This window comes from Rhizobium giardinii bv. giardinii H152 (assembly GCF_000379605.1).
Lineage (GTDB): Bacteria > Pseudomonadota > Alphaproteobacteria > Rhizobiales > Rhizobiaceae > Pararhizobium > Pararhizobium giardinii.
Genome location: NZ_KB902578.1, coordinates 459,519 through 473,994 on the forward strand (window position 1 = coordinate 459,519; position 14,476 = coordinate 473,994).

Annotated in this window: 12 protein-coding genes; 10 read left to right on the forward strand and 2 right to left on the reverse strand. The window is 61.7% G+C overall.

The genetic code is table 11. The annotated features are described in order from the left end of the window. Positions 1-68 precede the first annotated feature (68 nt). Positions 69-3,563 (reverse strand): PAS domain-containing hybrid sensor histidine kinase/response regulator, encoded by a 3,495-nt coding sequence (locus tag A3AY_RS0102330; RefSeq protein ID WP_018324067.1) that lies wholly within the window; start codon positions 3,561-3,563, stop codon positions 69-71. A gap of 241 nt (positions 3,564-3,804) precedes the next feature. Here A3AY_RS0102330 and mscL point away from each other — a divergent pair, with 241 nt between their 5' ends. The 7 genes from mscL (at position 3,805) to A3AY_RS0102365 (ending at position 10,538) form a co-directional block, all read left to right on the forward strand. Then, positions 3,805-4,230 (forward strand): large conductance mechanosensitive channel protein MscL, encoded by a 426-nt coding sequence (mscL, locus tag A3AY_RS0102335; RefSeq protein WP_018324068.1) that lies wholly within the window; start codon positions 3,805-3,807, stop codon positions 4,228-4,230. A 97-nt stretch (positions 4,231-4,327) separates the two neighbouring features. Further along, positions 4,328-5,494, forward strand: coding sequence for a pyridoxal phosphate-dependent aminotransferase (locus tag A3AY_RS0102340; protein ID WP_018324069.1), 1,167 nt, complete (start codon positions 4,328-4,330; stop codon positions 5,492-5,494). Positions 5,495-5,588: 94 nt separating this feature from the next. Then, a complete protein-coding gene (gene galE / locus A3AY_RS0102345; protein ID WP_018324070.1) occupies positions 5,589-6,581 on the forward strand; it encodes a UDP-glucose 4-epimerase GalE in 993 nt (330 codons plus the stop codon). 315 nt (positions 6,582-6,896) lie between these two features. Then, the gene (gene rfbF / locus A3AY_RS0102350) at positions 6,897-7,667 is read left to right on the forward strand and encodes a glucose-1-phosphate cytidylyltransferase (RefSeq protein WP_018324071.1); all 771 of its coding nucleotides are present in this window, start codon (positions 6,897-6,899) and stop codon (positions 7,665-7,667) included. 5 nt (positions 7,668-7,672) lie between these two features. After that, positions 7,673-8,752, forward strand: coding sequence for a CDP-glucose 4,6-dehydratase (rfbG, locus tag A3AY_RS34370; protein ID WP_051108277.1), 1,080 nt, complete (start codon positions 7,673-7,675; stop codon positions 8,750-8,752). Then, the gene (locus A3AY_RS0102360) at positions 8,749-9,312 is read left to right on the forward strand and encodes a dTDP-4-dehydrorhamnose 3,5-epimerase family protein (protein WP_018324073.1); all 564 of its coding nucleotides are present in this window, start codon (positions 8,749-8,751) and stop codon (positions 9,310-9,312) included. Before rfbG ends, A3AY_RS0102360 begins: the two co-directional genes overlap by 4 nt. Further along, positions 9,309-10,538: a class I SAM-dependent methyltransferase gene (locus A3AY_RS0102365; RefSeq protein WP_026203034.1), complete on the forward strand. Its 1,230-nt coding sequence runs from the start codon at positions 9,309-9,311 to the stop codon at positions 10,536-10,538. The genes A3AY_RS0102360 and A3AY_RS0102365 overlap by 4 nt, the downstream gene beginning before the upstream one ends. 96 nt (positions 10,539-10,634) lie before the next feature. Here the strand turns inward: A3AY_RS0102365 and A3AY_RS0102370 are convergent, their stop codons facing one another. Beyond that, positions 10,635-10,940: a chorismate mutase family protein gene (locus A3AY_RS0102370; protein ID WP_018324075.1), complete on the reverse strand. Its 306-nt coding sequence runs from the start codon at positions 10,938-10,940 to the stop codon at positions 10,635-10,637. Positions 10,941-11,111: 171 nt separating this feature from the next. Here A3AY_RS0102370 and A3AY_RS0102375 point away from each other — a divergent pair, with 171 nt between their 5' ends. The 3 genes from A3AY_RS0102375 (at position 11,112) to A3AY_RS0102385 (ending at position 14,427) form a co-directional block, all read left to right on the forward strand. After that, a complete protein-coding gene (locus A3AY_RS0102375; protein ID WP_018324076.1) occupies positions 11,112-12,329 on the forward strand; it encodes a glycosyltransferase family 2 protein in 1,218 nt (405 codons plus the stop codon). An 83-nt stretch (positions 12,330-12,412) separates the two neighbouring features. Continuing rightward, positions 12,413-13,273, forward strand: a complete 861-nt coding sequence (locus A3AY_RS0102380; RefSeq protein ID WP_040668067.1) for a phytanoyl-CoA dioxygenase family protein — start codon at positions 12,413-12,415, stop codon at positions 13,271-13,273. Then, entirely contained in the window at positions 13,270-14,427 is a 1,158-nt protein-coding gene (locus A3AY_RS0102385) for a class I SAM-dependent methyltransferase (RefSeq protein ID WP_018324078.1), read from the forward strand. The genes A3AY_RS0102380 and A3AY_RS0102385 overlap by 4 nt, the downstream gene beginning before the upstream one ends. Positions 14,428-14,476: the final 49 nt, after the last annotated feature.

A 14,476-nucleotide genomic window follows, 5' to 3' on the forward strand; every position in this document is an offset into this window, starting at 1 on the left:
CCATGCCAGCTGGTGCGATCCGGTGAGATGGGCTTAAGCAAACGGTGGCTGGAGTTCGCGCGCCCCACTCACTCAGCTGCCGCCTTCATCGATACCGAAAGCTGCGTCAGCCAGGCTCGCATCGAGGCCGGGCGAACCGGCTTGTTCTGCAGCGCCACGCTATCTCGCTCGGCGGTGGCGCGGACTTCCGGCGAGCGGTCGGCGGTGACGAGCAGGGCAGGGATGGCAATGGCGAAATGGTCGCGGATCGCCCGGATTGCGTCGATGCCGGTCGCCTTGTCGAGGTGATAGTCGGCGATGATTGCATCCGGATGCTGGGAGAGATTGGTTGGATCGGCCTGCCAGGCAGCAAGCGACAGCGCGGTGGTGACCGTGCAGCCCCAGCCCTCGAGCAACAGTTTCATGCCTTCGACGATCTGCGCCTCGTTGTCGATGCACAGGACACGCAGGCCATGGAGCGGTTCGGCGGTTCCAACCGATGCCGTGGCGGCGGTCTTGATGGTACCGGTGGTGCGGTCGATCGGCATGGTCACGCGGAAGCGCGTGCCCGCGCCGGGCTTGGATTGCAGATCGACGGCGTGATTGAGGACGCGGGAAATGCGGTCGACGATCGACAGGCCGAGCCCGAGGCCGGACGCCGTCTTGGCGCCCTCGTCGAGCCGGGCGAATTCCTTGAAGACCGTACGAAACTTCGACGCAGGAATGCCGATGCCGGAATCGAGCACCTGGACGACGGCGTTGCCGCCCTCGCGGCGCACGCCGACCAGGACCTTGCCTTTCGGCGTATATTTGATGGCATTTGATACGAGGTTCTGGATGAGGCGGCGCAGGAGGTTGGGGTCGGTGCGCACCGACAGCGATGTCGGCATGACGGTGAGCTTGAGATTGGCGGCCCGGGCTACGGGGGCGAAGTCGGTTTCAATCCGGCGAAGGAGGTCATTCAGGGGCACGGTTTGCAGGCGTGGCTTCATCGCGCCCGTGTCCAGGCGGGAAATATCGAGCACGGCGCCGAGGATGGATTCGACCGATTCCAGCGAGGAATCGATGTTCTGGACGAGCACGCTGTTTTCAGAATCACCGAGACGCTCGACCAGCGACGACGAATAAAGCCGCGCGGCGTTGAGAGGCTGCAGGATGTCATGGCCGGCGGCGGCGAAGAAGCGGGTCTTGCCGATATTGGCCTCCTCCGCGGCAGCACGGGCTTCGGCCACCTCGCGGTTGACGCGGGTGAGTTCACCGGTGCGCTCGGCAACGCGCAGTTCCAGCGTTTCGTTCGCCTGCTTCAAAGCCATGTCGGCGGCGACGCGCTGGGTGATATCGGTATAGGTGGTGACGATGCCCTTGTCCGGCATGGCATTGGTGCGCACTTCGATGATGCGTTCGCCGCCGGAAAGTTCGAGCAGGAAGGGCTTGTCGAGCGTCAGGAAGTTGGCGACCAGCGCCTTTTCGTCCTCCTTGCGGATATCGCCGCGCTTGCTCAGCATCGAGACGATTTCGGCCAGCGGAAAGCCGACCTGGCCGGCGCTTTCCGGCAGATCGAGCAATTGGCGGAAGCGGCGGTTCCAGATGATCAGGTTGTTGGAACTGTCGAAGACGGCGATTCCCTGGTCCATCTGCGAGAGCGCCGTCTGCAGCATGTCCTGATTGTACTGCAGCGCTTCCGATGCCTGATCGAGCAGCCAGGCGGTGTCGGAAGAGGTATCGTCCATGCGCTGCAGCACCAGCGACAGCACGAGCCGCGCGGAAGAGGAGCCGATAGCACTGCCGAGAAGTTGCTCGGAGAAGTGAACGAGTGCCATGTCGGCCGGCTGATGGTCCTCCAGCCAGCGGCCGGATTGGCGCTCATAGGTCTGGAAGGAGCGCCGCATGCGCTCGTCGCCGAGATATCGGGCAATCGTGGTCTTCAGGTCGAGCACGGTGATCTTGGTCTTGCGGCCACGAAACGCTTTCTCCGAGCGTGATTTACGGCGGATGAAGACGCCGGCTTGCAGCCGCTCCAGCGGTTTTGGCGCCCGCGTCAGCGAGCCGATGACATAGGCGACCCCGTTGACCAGCAGGCTGAGCGCGCAGGCATTGACCAGCGGATCGGCGGCGGGGCCGGAAAAGATCGCGGTGAAGGGGAAGAGGAAGCCGAGTACGGTGGCCGCGACATGTGAATTGTCCGGTCCGCCGAGGCTCGGCAGGAAGAGCAGGTAGGCCCAGACGAGGAAGCCGAGCGTCATGCCGGCGATCGCGCCGCGGGCGTTGGCCTGGCGCCAGAGGAGGCCGCCGAACAGTGCTGGGGCCATCTGCGAAATGGCAGCGAAAGAGAGAAGGCCGAGGGATGCAAGGCCGGCGCTCATGTCGGCGGAGCGGTAATAGCCGTAGCCAAGCAGGAGGACGGCGAAGATTGCCGTGCGCCGGACGTTGAGCAGCGTGCCCGTCACATCCCGAGAGCTGCCGCGGCCCATCAGGTTGCGCCTCAAGAACACCGGCATGACGATGTCGTTGGAAATCATGATCGACAGCGCGACCGAGGCGACGATGACCATGGCGGTGGCCGCGGAAAAGCCGCCGATGAAAGTGATCAGCGTCAGCGCCGGCATGTCGGCGGCGAGCGGCAGTGTCAGGAGATAGAGGTCCGCCTCGCCGCCGCCGGCAAAGGTCAGGATGCCGGCGATGGCGATCGGCAGCACGAAGAGATTGATGGCGATCAGATAGACCGGGAAGAGGATGCCGGCAGTGCGCAGGTCCTTCTCGGTGCGGTTCTCGACGACGGTGACGTGAAACTGCCGCGGCAGCATGATGATGGCGAAGGCCGAAAGCACGACCAGCAGGATCCAGCGCGGCAGCGGTGTCTGATAGTGCAGCGCGTTCATCACCTGGTGGTTGGCGAGCGCCTTGGCCCAGAGATCGCTCGGCCCGTCGAACAGGAAGAACACGACGTAAAGGCCGGCGGTCACCAGCGCCAGGAGCTTCACCACCGATTCCATCGCAATCGCCAGGATGAGACCATCCTGGTGTTCGGTGGCATCCGTATGTCGCGTGCCGAAAACGATGGCGAAACAGGCGAGGAACAGGGTGACGAGCAGCGGCAGGTCGATGAAGTTCTGGCCGGCGCCGATGCCATAGCCGCTGGTATCGACCATCGCCGACACCGAGCTGGAAACGGCCTTCAATTGCAGGGCGATGTAGGGGATGGCGCCGATCAGCGAGATCAGCGCGACGATGGCGGCAACCACCGGGTTCTTGCCGTAGCGCGCGGCGACGAAGTCGGCGACCGAGGTGAGCCGTTCCGACTTGGCAAGCGCGATGATGCGGCGGATCACCGGCAGGCCGAGCGTGAACATCAGGATCGGGCCGATATAGATGCCGGTGAATTCCAGCCCACGCTCGGCAGCGAGACCGACGCCGCCGAAATAGGTCCATGAGGTGCAGTAGATCGCGAGGCTGAGGGCATAGACGAGCGGCCTGCCCTTGCCGGCAGGCGCGTTGCGCGCCTTGCGATCGCCGTAACTTGCCACTGCAAACAAAAGCAGCAGATAGGCGAAGGCGGCCGCGAAGATGATCGAGCCCGAAAGCATGCCTCCTCCTTGTCCTTGCATCAGCATAGGACAAGACGGCGGGGAAGAAAATCAGGCGCGTCTAAACCTTAAGTCAAAGAACGGACTTCTGTTTTTCAGACGGCGTGAAACCGGTGGGTTTCACTTTCCTTTTTCGAGGCGCGATTTACTTGGGTGTAATTTCAAGTAGCATCGCCCGCGCTGGCCGGCGATGCAGGGACAGGCAAAGCCAGCCGGTTTCAAAGGAAATAAGGAGAGAGCAATGCTGAATGAGTTCAAGGCGTTTATCGCCAGGGGCAATGTCATGGACCTAGCCGTCGGTATTATCATCGGTGGGGCTTTCACCCTGATCGTCAACTCGCTGGTCAACGACATCATCATGCCGATCATCGGTGCCATCACCGGCGGGCTTGATTTCTCCAACTTTTTCATTCCGCTTTCCAGCGCCGTGAACGCCACCTCGCTTGCCGCGGCCCGCGAGCAGGGCGCGGTCTTCGCCTATGGCAACTTCCTCACCGTGGTGCTGAATTTCCTGATTCTCGCCTGGATCATCTTCCTGCTGGTCAAGGCAGTTAACAGGATGCGCGCCACACTGGAAAAGCAGAAGAATGAGGAGCCCGCAGCGCCGCCACCGGTCGATGTGCAGCTATTGACGGAAATCCGTGATTTGCTGAAGCAGCGAGCGTGAGGCGACACATCACCAAAATCGATAAATTCGTCAGCGAATATCGCGTGATCGTGATCTGAAAAACCGCTAGAAGCGGCGGGAAAACAGGAGCCCGCCGATGACCATTCTCGCCAGCCTCAGCCCCCGATCGCTCGCAGCACCCGAAAGCGGCATCGTCGAGCTGGTGAATTATGCGCGCGGGCGCGAAGGGCTAATCCCGCTGTGGGTCGGCGAGGGAGATCTGCCGACTCCGGACTTCATCGCACAGGCGACGCAGGAATCGTTGAAGGCTGGCGAGACCTTCTACACCTGGCAGCGCGGCATCCCGCCGCTGCGCGAGGCGCTGGTGCGCTACTATCAGCGCCATTTCCAGAAGACGCTTGCGCCGGACAATTTCTATGTGACGGGGTCGGGCATGCAGGCCATCAAGCTTGCGATCGAGGCCGTTACCTCGCCAGGCGACGATGTGGTCTTCCTCTCGCCTGCCTGGCCGAATTTCGCGGCAAGTGCGGAGCTTTCCGGAGCGCGGGCGATTGCGGTGCCGCTCAACTTCGAACACGGCAAATGGCAGCTCGACATCGCCAAGCTCGAAGATGCGATCACGCCGAAAACACGGGCGCTGTTCGTCAACACGCCGTCCAATCCCACCGGCTGGACCGCATCGCATGACGATCTGAGAGCGATTCTTGATCTGGCGCGCCGGAATGGTCTCTGGATCATCGCGGACGAAATCTATGCGCTCTATCATTTCGGTGACGGCAGGGCGCCGTCCTTTCTCGACATCATGGAAGACGGCGACCGCATTCTCTTCGTCAATTCCTTTTCCAAGAACTGGTCGATGACCGGCTGGCGCGTCGGCTGGATCGTTGCGCCGGCGGAAATCGGCCAGGTGCTGGAAAATCTTATCCAGTATTCGACGTCCGGCGTAGCGCAGTTCATGCAGGCGGGTGCGGTCGCCGCACTCGACCGGGGCGATGACTTCATTGCCGAAAACATCGCCAAGGCGTCCCGCTCGCGCGATTTGCTGTGCGATGCGCTGATCGCGACGAACCGCGTCCAGACCTTGAAGCCGGATGGTGCGATCTATGCCTTCCTGAAAATCGATGGGGTCACCGATGCGCGCCGCACAGCGCTCGACATCGTCGACAAGACGGGTGTCGGCCTTGCACCGGGCACGGCATTCGGCGAGGGTGGGGCCCTGTTCATGCGCGCCTGTTTCCTGCGCGACCCCGGCCAGATCGCAACGGCTGCGGCGCGGCTGGCCGGCTATATCGCCTCTCTTTGAGTGATATTTGACTGTTCGGCACTGCACAAAATCCTTGTGTATCGCGCCGTGAACGGGTCATATCCCGCTGATTTCAACAGTGCGGGAGTACGCAATGGCGGTTTTGGTAACGGGTGGTGGCGGTTATATCGGCAGCCACATGGTCTGGGCGCTGCTCGACGCCGGTGAACAGGTCGTCGTCATCGATCGTCTTTCCACCGGGTTTCGCTGGGCGATCGCGCCCGAAGCGCGCTTCTACGAAGGCGATATCGCCGACACCGTCCTGATGCGGCAGATCTTCTCGGAAAACGAGATCGATTCCATCATCCATTTCGCCGGTTCGATCGTCGTGCCGGAATCGGTCGCCGATCCGCTCGGCTACTACGAGAACAATACGGTCAAGTCGCGCAGCTTGATTGCCAGCGCCGTCGAGGCCGGCATCCCCCATTTCGTGTTCTCCTCGACGGCAGCGGTCTACGGCACGCCCGAGGTTCTGGAACCGGTGACGGAGAGCGTCAGCCTGAAGCCGGAATCGCCCTACGGTTCGTCGAAGCTGATGACCGAGATCATGCTGCGCGACACGGCCAATGCGCATGACTTCACCTATACGGCGCTGCGTTATTTCAACGTCGCGGGGGCCGATCCGAAGGGACGCAGCGGCCAGTCCTCAGCCCTGGCGACGCATCTGATCAAGGTCGCTTGCGCGACCGCGCTCGGCAAGCGCCAATCGATGAGCGTCTTCGGCACCGACTATCCCACGCCGGACGGAACCTGCGTTCGCGACTACATTCATGTCTGGGATCTGGTGCAGGCGCATCTGAAGGCGTTGCAGCGCATGCGCGCCGGCGGCGGTTCGCTCGCCGCCAATTGCGGCTATGGCCATGGCTTCTCGGTGCTTGAAGTGCTCGATGCCGTGCGCAAGGTGCATGGGAGCGACTTTCCGGTCACCTTCGCGGAGCGCCGGGCGGGGGATCCTGCGATGATCGTCGCCAATCCGGCGCTCGCCAGGCAGGAGCTCGGATGGGTTCCGGAATATGATGATCTGAACGGCATCATCCGCAGTGCGCTCGATTGGGAACAGCACCTGATGCGGAAGAACGCCCACTGAAATCCAACAGGCTGATGTCTTTTTGGCCCGGCATTCGGCCCGCAAGACAGGGAGGCCGGCATCCGCCCGCGCGGCCTCTCCAGTTTGACGACAGTTTCAGCTTCTAGGGTGCTTGTCAGCAAAGACTGACTGGACCCGGAGCACCATGGAATTTCCCTGCCTTAGAATCCGTATGACGGCAAGGCGATCGGCTGTGCCGTCGAAGGCGGCGCACGGGCTGGAAACGATGCGATCCCGGCCCGCGGCAGAGCCGTTTGCTCTCCGCCAAGTCATGGCGCTGCCGGCGACTGCATTCGCGACCAGCCGGAGGAGCCGATGAAAGCGGTCATTCTTGCTGGCGGTCTGGGATCGCGCATTGCCGAGGAAACGCATCTGCGGCCGAAGCCGATGATCGAGATCGGCGGCCGGCCGATCCTCTGGCACATCATGAAGCTCTACTATGCCCACGGCGTACGCGATTTCATCATCTGCTGCGGCTTCAAGGGCTACATGATCAAGGAATACTTCGCCAATTATGGCCTGCACATGTCGGACATTACTTTCGACCTGTCGCAGAACAGTATCGAGTTCCATCGCCAGAGCGCCGAGAACTGGCGCGTGACGCTGATTGATACGGGCGAGAACTCTATGACGGGCGGACGCCTCAAGCGGGTTGCCTCTTATCTCAAGGACGAGGAAGCCTTCTGCTTCACCTACGGCGATGGCGTCAGCAACGTCGATATCGGCAAGACGATCGCCTTTCACAAAAGCCACGGCAAGCAGGCGACGGTGACGGCCGTGCGGCCGCCTGCGCGCTACGGCGCGCTGCAGCTGGACGGCACGGAGGTCCAGGGCTTCGTCGAAAAACCGGAAGGCGAGGGCGGCTTCATCAACGGCGGCTTTTTCGTTCTTTCGCCACGCTGCATAGACCGGATCGAAGCGGATCATTCAAGCTGGGAGGGAGAACCCCTGATGGGACTGGCCAAGGACGGCGAGTTGCAGGCCTATTTCCATGAAGGCTTCTGGCAGCCGATGGATACGCTGCGCGACAAAAACCATCTTGAAAGCCTGTGGCAGAGCGGCGCCCCGCCGTGGAAGACGTGGTGACGCCGATGAGAAATGAATTCTGGCGCGGAAAGCGCGTACTGGTTACCGGGCATACCGGCTTCAAGGGCAGTTGGCTGACGCTGTGGCTGCGTGAACTCGGGGCGGATGTCGCCGGCCTATCGCTGGCGCCGCCGACGGAACCCTCGCTGCACCTGCTGCTCGGCGGTGCGATCGATGGGCCCGGCATCATCGATATCCGCGATCGCGACGCCGTCACCCATCATGTTCTGAAGACAAAGCCGCAGATCGTCTTTCATCTCGCAGCACAGGCGCTGGTCAGGGCCGGTTATCGCAATCCGGCGGAAACCTATCACGTCAACGTGCTCGGCACGGTCAATCTGCTCGACGCCTTGCGCCTGTCGGAGGATGTGCGCTCGATCGTGGTCGTGACCACCGACAAGGTCTACCACAATGCCGAGACGGGGCTTGCCTTCATGGAGAGCGATCCGCTCGGCGGCCACGATCCCTATAGCGCCAGCAAGGCGGCGGCCGAGATCGTCGCGGCAAGCTATCGGGCCTCCTTCTTCTCGAGCCGCAGGGTCGGCCTTGCCACGGCGCGCGCCGGCAACGTCATCGGCGGCGGCGACTGGGCAGAGGACCGGCTGATTCCCGATGCGGTCAGGGCCTGGCAAAGCGGCGAGACATTGCAGGTGCGCCGTCCGCGGGCGGTGCGGCCCTGGCAGCACGTGCTTGAACCGCTCGGCGGTTACATGGGCCTCGCAGAACGGCTGTGGCAGGCGCCGGATGGTGTCGAGAGCTATAATTTCGGCCCGGATCACGGTGAAGCCGCCTCGGTCGGCGCGGTGCTGAAGATGGCGGAGCGCCATTTCGGTGGCGGCGCAACGATGCTCGGCGACGGGACGGACGGTCCGCACGAGGCAGGTTATCTGGTGCTCGACAGTGCCAAGGCGCGCGCCGAACTCGGCTACCAGCCGCGCTGGCGGCTGGCTGAAACGGTCAAGCGGACGATGGAGTGGTACCGCGCGCAGGGCGATGGCCGGGCGGCGCTTGAACTCTGCCTTGCCGATATCCGCGATTTCGCCGGCTTGGCTGTTCGAGACGAGCCTTTGAGGGCGGCGGGATGAGCGGGCGGTTCGAGGCGGTCACAACGCCTCTCCACGGGCTGCTGGTTCTGACCCGCAGGAAGATGGCGGACGAGCGCGGGTTCCTCTCGCGGCTGTTCTGCGAGGACGATCTTGCGGCTTTCGGCTGGCAGGGACGCGTTGCGCAGCTCAACGAGACCGGCACGACTTTCAAGGGAACGGTGCGCGGCATGCATTTCCAGTGCCCCCCGCATGCGGAAATCAAGCTGGTGACCTGCACGCGCGGCCGCATCCTCGATGTCGCCGTCGACATCCGCGAGGATTCGCCGACCTTTCTGCAGCATTTCGCCGTCGAGCTTTCCGAAGACAACGCCTGTTCTCTGCTCATTCCCCAAGGGTTCGCCCACGGTTTCCAGGCGCTGACCGATGAGGTCCGGATGATCTATGCCCATTCGCATCCCCACACCGCTGCGGCAGAAAGCGGGCTCAACCCGCAAGATCCGGCGCTTGGTATCGACTGGCCGTTGCGGGTGATCAATCTATCGCCGCGCGATGCAGCGCATCCCTGGCTGTCACCGGACTATCGCGGAGTTGCCGCATGAGATGCCGTCACTGCGGATCGACGCATATGGTGCCATTCCTCGATCTCGGCACCGCGCCGCCGTCAAATTCCTATGTCGATCTTGCCAACCGCCACATGCCGGAACTCTGGTATCCGCTGGTGATCCGCTGCTGCCGGGAATGCCGGCTGGTGCAGACGGAAGACTTCGCCGATCGTGAGACGTTCTTCTCGTCGAGCTACGCCTATTTCAGCTCCTTCTCGACCTCCTGGCTTGCCCATGCCGAGCAGTATGTCGCCGATATGCAGGCCCGTTTCGGCCTGACGGAGGCTTCGCATGTCGTCGAAGTCGCGGCCAATGATGGCTATCTGCTGCAATATGCCAGGCAGCGCGGCCTTGGCTGTCTCGGCATCGAGCCGACCGCAAGTACTGCAGCGGCTGCCCGGCAAAAGGGCATCGACATCGTCGAGGCATTCTTTGGCGCCGACCTCGCCGATAAACTGGCGGCACAGGGGCGTTCCGCCGATCTGATGGCGGCCAACAACGTGCTGGCCCATGTGCCCGACATCAACGATTTCGTCGCAGGTTTCGCGCGTCTCTTGAAGGCGAACGGCGTTGCCACGTTCGAGTTCCCGCACCTGCTCAATATGGTGCGCGAGGCGCAGTTCGATACGGCCTATCACGAGCACTATTCCTATCTGTCGCTGACGGCCGTGACGCGCGTGTTCGAGGCAAACGGTCTTTCCGTCTTCGACGTCGAGACGACGCCCTGGCATGGCGGCAGCCTGCGCGTGTTCGCGCAGCGCAGCGATACAGGCAAACATGCGAAAACGGCAGCCGTCGCCAGAACGCTGGATGCCGAGCGCGCGGCCGGCATGCTCGAGGATGCCTTCTATGCGAATTTTCAGGAGGCGGCGCAGACCGTGCGCGACGGCTTCCTTGAGTTCCTCATCGACAGCAGGCGCGCGGGCCTGAAAGTGGCGGCCTACGGTGCCGCGGCGAAGGGCAACACGCTCCTCAACTTCGCCGGCGTTAAACCCGATCTCCTCCAGTTCGTCGTCGACAAGAACCCGGCCAAGCAGGGAACGCTGCTCCCCGGCAGCCGCATTCCGGTTGTCACGGAGGACGTCCTGAAAGCCGAAAAACCGGAAAGGGTGGTTATCCTGCCATGGAACCTACAGACCGAAATCAAACAGCAGCTTTCGTATATCAGCGACTGGGGTGGCAAGTTCGTGACGGCGGTTCCGACGCTGCAGGTGCATCCCTAGCGCAGGATGCGAACAGCGTCCTGCCTCAGGTTGCCGTGGATATGCCGGTGACCAAGAAAGATACGCCGATTGCCGAGATCGGCTGACCGCCGATTTTCATCTTTCGATTTCCCCGAGCACGACCTGCTCGTGCTCGATCGAATGCTGGATCAGCCGCGCCCAGATATCCTCGTAGAAGTCGGGGTCGAGGCCGGCTTTCTCGGCGTTTTTTCGCGCGTTGCGCCGAACCTCATTCACACGCGCGGGAATGTCTGCCTTCAGTCCGACAGGTTTCTTGATCTCGGCCGCCCGGTCGATATAAGCCCAGCGCTCGGCAAACAGGCTCATCAACGCCTTGTCCAGCCGGTCGATCTCGGCGCGGATATCCGCCATCGAGGTGCAATCTGCCGGACTTTTCTGCATATGGGGTCTCCGGGGTCATGTCTTGCGGGCCACTTGGGGCAGGCCGTTCTCGACGCTGCTTATCAAGCCATCCGGCTCCTGAAAAGCTGAAAACCCGATGCCGGGCCAAACGGTCGCGGGCAAGCCTCGCGAAAGCCCTCGCCTCTAGTGTGCGGCAAACGGAGAAATTTCATGTTCGCCCAGCCGAAACTGACGATTTGTGTGCCCTCGCGTAACCGCCAGCGGTATTTCCAGGAAACGATCCGAAGCCTGCTGATGAATCTCAGAACGGATATCGAATATATCTTCGCCGATAATTCCGACGACCCTTCGATCATGAACAGCTTCATGGAAGACGTTGTTGCCGATCCGCGCGTCAAATATCTCCCGTCGGGTGACCGGGTGTTTTCGATGGTGGACAACTGGGATCGCTGCGTCGAGGTGGCCACTGGCGAATTCATCTGCATGATCGGCGACGATGACTACGTCGATGCCAATGTGGTGGACCTTATCAGCCGCTCGCAGGTGGAGCACAACGTCGTCGACGTATTCGTCTGGAGCCGCCTAACCTACAACTGGCCCGGCAATCGTCCGAACCACTGCAACGTTTCCGCACCGCTTGGCACCGACGTGCATAGGCTGCCACGGGCGTGGCTGTATCAGGAGTTCTTCTCTTGGAAAGGAAACACGGCGACCCCCAACATGGCCTTCGGCTTTTATCACGGCGCGGTCTCCAAGCGCGTGATGGACAAGATCAAGGCGAAGTTCGGTGGAAAGTACTGCGAATATCCGGTCGTCGATTTCGAGAACGTCTGCAAGGTGCTCGTGACGGCCGAGCATATGTTTTATTCGGAGCGCCCCTTCTCGGTTCTCGGCTCCTGCGCGGAAAGCAATTCGGCGAAAATCAAGCTGACCGACAAGGTCAAGGATCAGCACGCGGTTTTCATGATCGAGACCGGGCGCAACATTGATGAAGACCCGCACATGAAGCATTTCCCCTTTCCTTCGGCCTTGGGACTGGCCGCCTGCATCGCGCAGACGCAGCATTGGTTCCTGTCACAATACGGCTACAGCCCGATGGCGGGCTGGGAGGCAAATTTTGCCGAAGCCTGCGGCATGAGCTGTGGCATCATGGGAAGTCGTCAGGACTTCGACAGGACTGTCGCAGGCTACCGTGCCGCTTTCGGGAAATGGAAGGGCGGAAAATATCTGAAACATTTCAAGCCAGTTGACTATGTCGAGCCAACGGGATCGCTGTTCTTCACCGGCGTTTCCAACAACCATCTCTATCTCGACGAGGAGATCGGCGGCGTAGAGACGCCGGCAGAACTTTACCATCTGGTCAATCAGATGCTGGAGCGTCAGGAAGCGCTGAACCTGAACTTCAACGAGCACTTCAAGTCCGCCTGAGGCCAGGCACGACCGGTTGGGAGATTTGCGGGAAGCCCCGCTCCACGGCAGACCTGGTACCGACAGCGAGAAGGATGCAAAGCATGATTCAGAATGAAGTACTCATTCCCGCTTCGGCGAAGGAAGATTTCATCACCAAGGGCTATACGATGCTGCCGCAGTTCTACGATGCGCAGCGCGACGTCGCGCCGATCCAGGAAGGCATCCGCGTCATCCTGGAACTGATGTGCCGGAAATATAATGTCGATGCCCCGACGGACACGTCCTGGAATGCAATGACCAAGGCCTATCCGGCGCTGATCGCCAAGAACCGCGCCTGGGGGGGCGAGGTCTATGATGCCGTCAAGCAGATCCCGGCCTTCATGCAGCTTGTCACCAAGACGGTGAACCAGACGGTGTTCCAGCACATGCGCCCCGGCTCTATCCCCGGCATTGCCGCCGGCGGCTACGGCATCCGCATCGACAATCCGGGCGAGGAAAAGTTCCGAGCCCAGTGGCACCAGGAGTTTCCCGGCCAGCTTCGCAGCCTCGACGGTATCGTCTTCTGGACCCCGCTTCTGCCGGTGACGCCGGACATGGGACCGGTGCAGATTGCCGAGGGTTCGCATGCCGAGGGGCTGATCCCGGTCTATCGCGACGATGCGGGCCTCGGCAAGACCGGTGCCTATGCGCTCTTCATGGACAATTGCGATGCGCGGCTGGCGAAATACGAGACGGTGGCGCCGCTCACCCAGCCGGGCGACCTCATCCTCATGGATTTCCTCACCATGCACCAGGGCGGGCACAATGTCTCGGCGATGCCGCGCTGGAGCGTCCAGTTCCGTTACTTCAATTTCGCCGATCCGCTCGGCACCCGCATCGGCTGGGTCGGCTCCTTTGCCGCCGGCGTCGATTTCAGCAAGGTGCTGCCCGAACTGGTAACGGATGGCGAGGTCGAGGCATGACGACCTGCCGTGTCTGCGCATCGCCAATCGTAAAAGTCGCGTATGAAGCCTCGGCGCCCGCGCTGACCTCGATGATGGCCTTCATCGATATCCCAACTCTGGTTTTCGTCTGCGAGGATTGCGGCCACGCCCAATGCGCCGACCTGCCCGATATCGAGACGTTCTACGATACGACCTACCGGATTTCGCTCGAATCCGACGATCACGACCAGATTTTTGCCGTGGCGGCGGATGGCAGCCCGATCTACCGCACCGATCATCAGGCGACGATCGGATTGCGCCTGATGGATCTGCCGCAGGGTGCTGCCATTCTCGACTATGGTGCCGGCAAGGCAACGACGCTGCGCAAGATGTGTGCGGCACGGCCGGACCTCAAGCCACATGTCTTCGACGTCAGCCGCGATTACATGCCGGCATGGACCGGCTGGGTTACGCCGGAAAATCAGTTGACCTATTCTGTCCCCGAAGCGTGGTCCGGGCGTTTCCAGGCGATCATCAGCCATTTCGTCATCGAACATGTCGCCGAGCCGGTTGCCTTTCTGAAGACGCTGCACGCGCTTCTAGCACCGGGCGGCCGCGTTCTTCTCTCGATGCCGGATGTTGCCGCAAATCCCGGCGACATGACTGTCGCCGATCACCTCAATCATTTTAGCACCGCATCGCTGAAACGCGCGCTTGCCTTGTCGGGGTTTGCGCTGGAGACGATCGACAGCACGGCATTCCCCGGCGCGTTCTTCGCGGTCGCCATGCGGTCCGAAGCACCGGTGGTGATTGAGGAAGATCGCGGGGAAATAACGGCGGCGGCCGACAAGGCCAAGGAGATCTGCGCCTTCTGGAAACAGGCCACGAAAAAGCTCGATGGCGCGGCAAGGCAGTTTTCCGGCAAGCGCGCTGCCGTATACGGCTCCGGCTTCTACGGCAGCTGGATCTGCAGCCGCATCGAGGCGAATGTCGACTTCAGGGTCTTTCTCGACCAGAACCCGAAACTGCAGGGATCGACGCATTTCAATCGCCCCGTCCTTTCACCGGCGAATCTCGACGAAGACGTCGATGTCGTCTTCGTCGGGCTCAATCCGCTGAAGGCTCGCGCGGCAATTGCAGGGCAGGCTGCGCTGCACCGGCCCGGACTGGAACTTGTCTGGATCGAGGGCTGACGACAGGCAGTAGCCAGCCTCGGGAAAGGCTCCGCCTGTAGTTTCGATC

Excerpts from the sequence above, each read along its gene's own strand:
- A3AY_RS0102330 (WP_018324067.1), bottom strand. The coding sequence starts at position 3,563 with ATGCTTTCGGGCTCGATCATCTTCGCGGCCGCCTTCGCCTATCTGCTG.
- galE (WP_018324070.1), top strand. The coding sequence starts at position 5,589 with ATGGCGGTTTTGGTAACGGGTGGTGGCGGTTATATCGGCAGCCACATG.
- A3AY_RS0102380 (WP_040668067.1), top strand. The coding sequence starts at position 12,413 with ATGATTCAGAATGAAGTACTCATTCCCGCTTCGGCGAAGGAAGATTTC.
- mscL (WP_018324068.1), top strand. The coding sequence starts at position 3,805 with ATGCTGAATGAGTTCAAGGCGTTTATCGCCAGGGGCAATGTCATGGAC.
- A3AY_RS0102340 (WP_018324069.1), top strand. The coding sequence starts at position 4,328 with ATGACCATTCTCGCCAGCCTCAGCCCCCGATCGCTCGCAGCACCCGAA.
- rfbG (WP_051108277.1), top strand. The coding sequence starts at position 7,673 with ATGAGAAATGAATTCTGGCGCGGAAAGCGCGTACTGGTTACCGGGCAT.
- A3AY_RS0102370 (WP_018324075.1), bottom strand. The coding sequence starts at position 10,940 with ATGCAGAAAAGTCCGGCAGATTGCACCTCGATGGCGGATATCCGCGCC.
- rfbF (WP_018324071.1), top strand. The coding sequence starts at position 6,897 with ATGAAAGCGGTCATTCTTGCTGGCGGTCTGGGATCGCGCATTGCCGAG.
- A3AY_RS0102360 (WP_018324073.1), top strand. The coding sequence starts at position 8,749 with ATGAGCGGGCGGTTCGAGGCGGTCACAACGCCTCTCCACGGGCTGCTG.
- A3AY_RS0102385 (WP_018324078.1), top strand. The coding sequence starts at position 13,270 with ATGACGACCTGCCGTGTCTGCGCATCGCCAATCGTAAAAGTCGCGTAT.
- A3AY_RS0102375 (WP_018324076.1), top strand. The coding sequence starts at position 11,112 with ATGTTCGCCCAGCCGAAACTGACGATTTGTGTGCCCTCGCGTAACCGC.
- A3AY_RS0102365 (WP_026203034.1), top strand. The coding sequence starts at position 9,309 with ATGAGATGCCGTCACTGCGGATCGACGCATATGGTGCCATTCCTCGAT.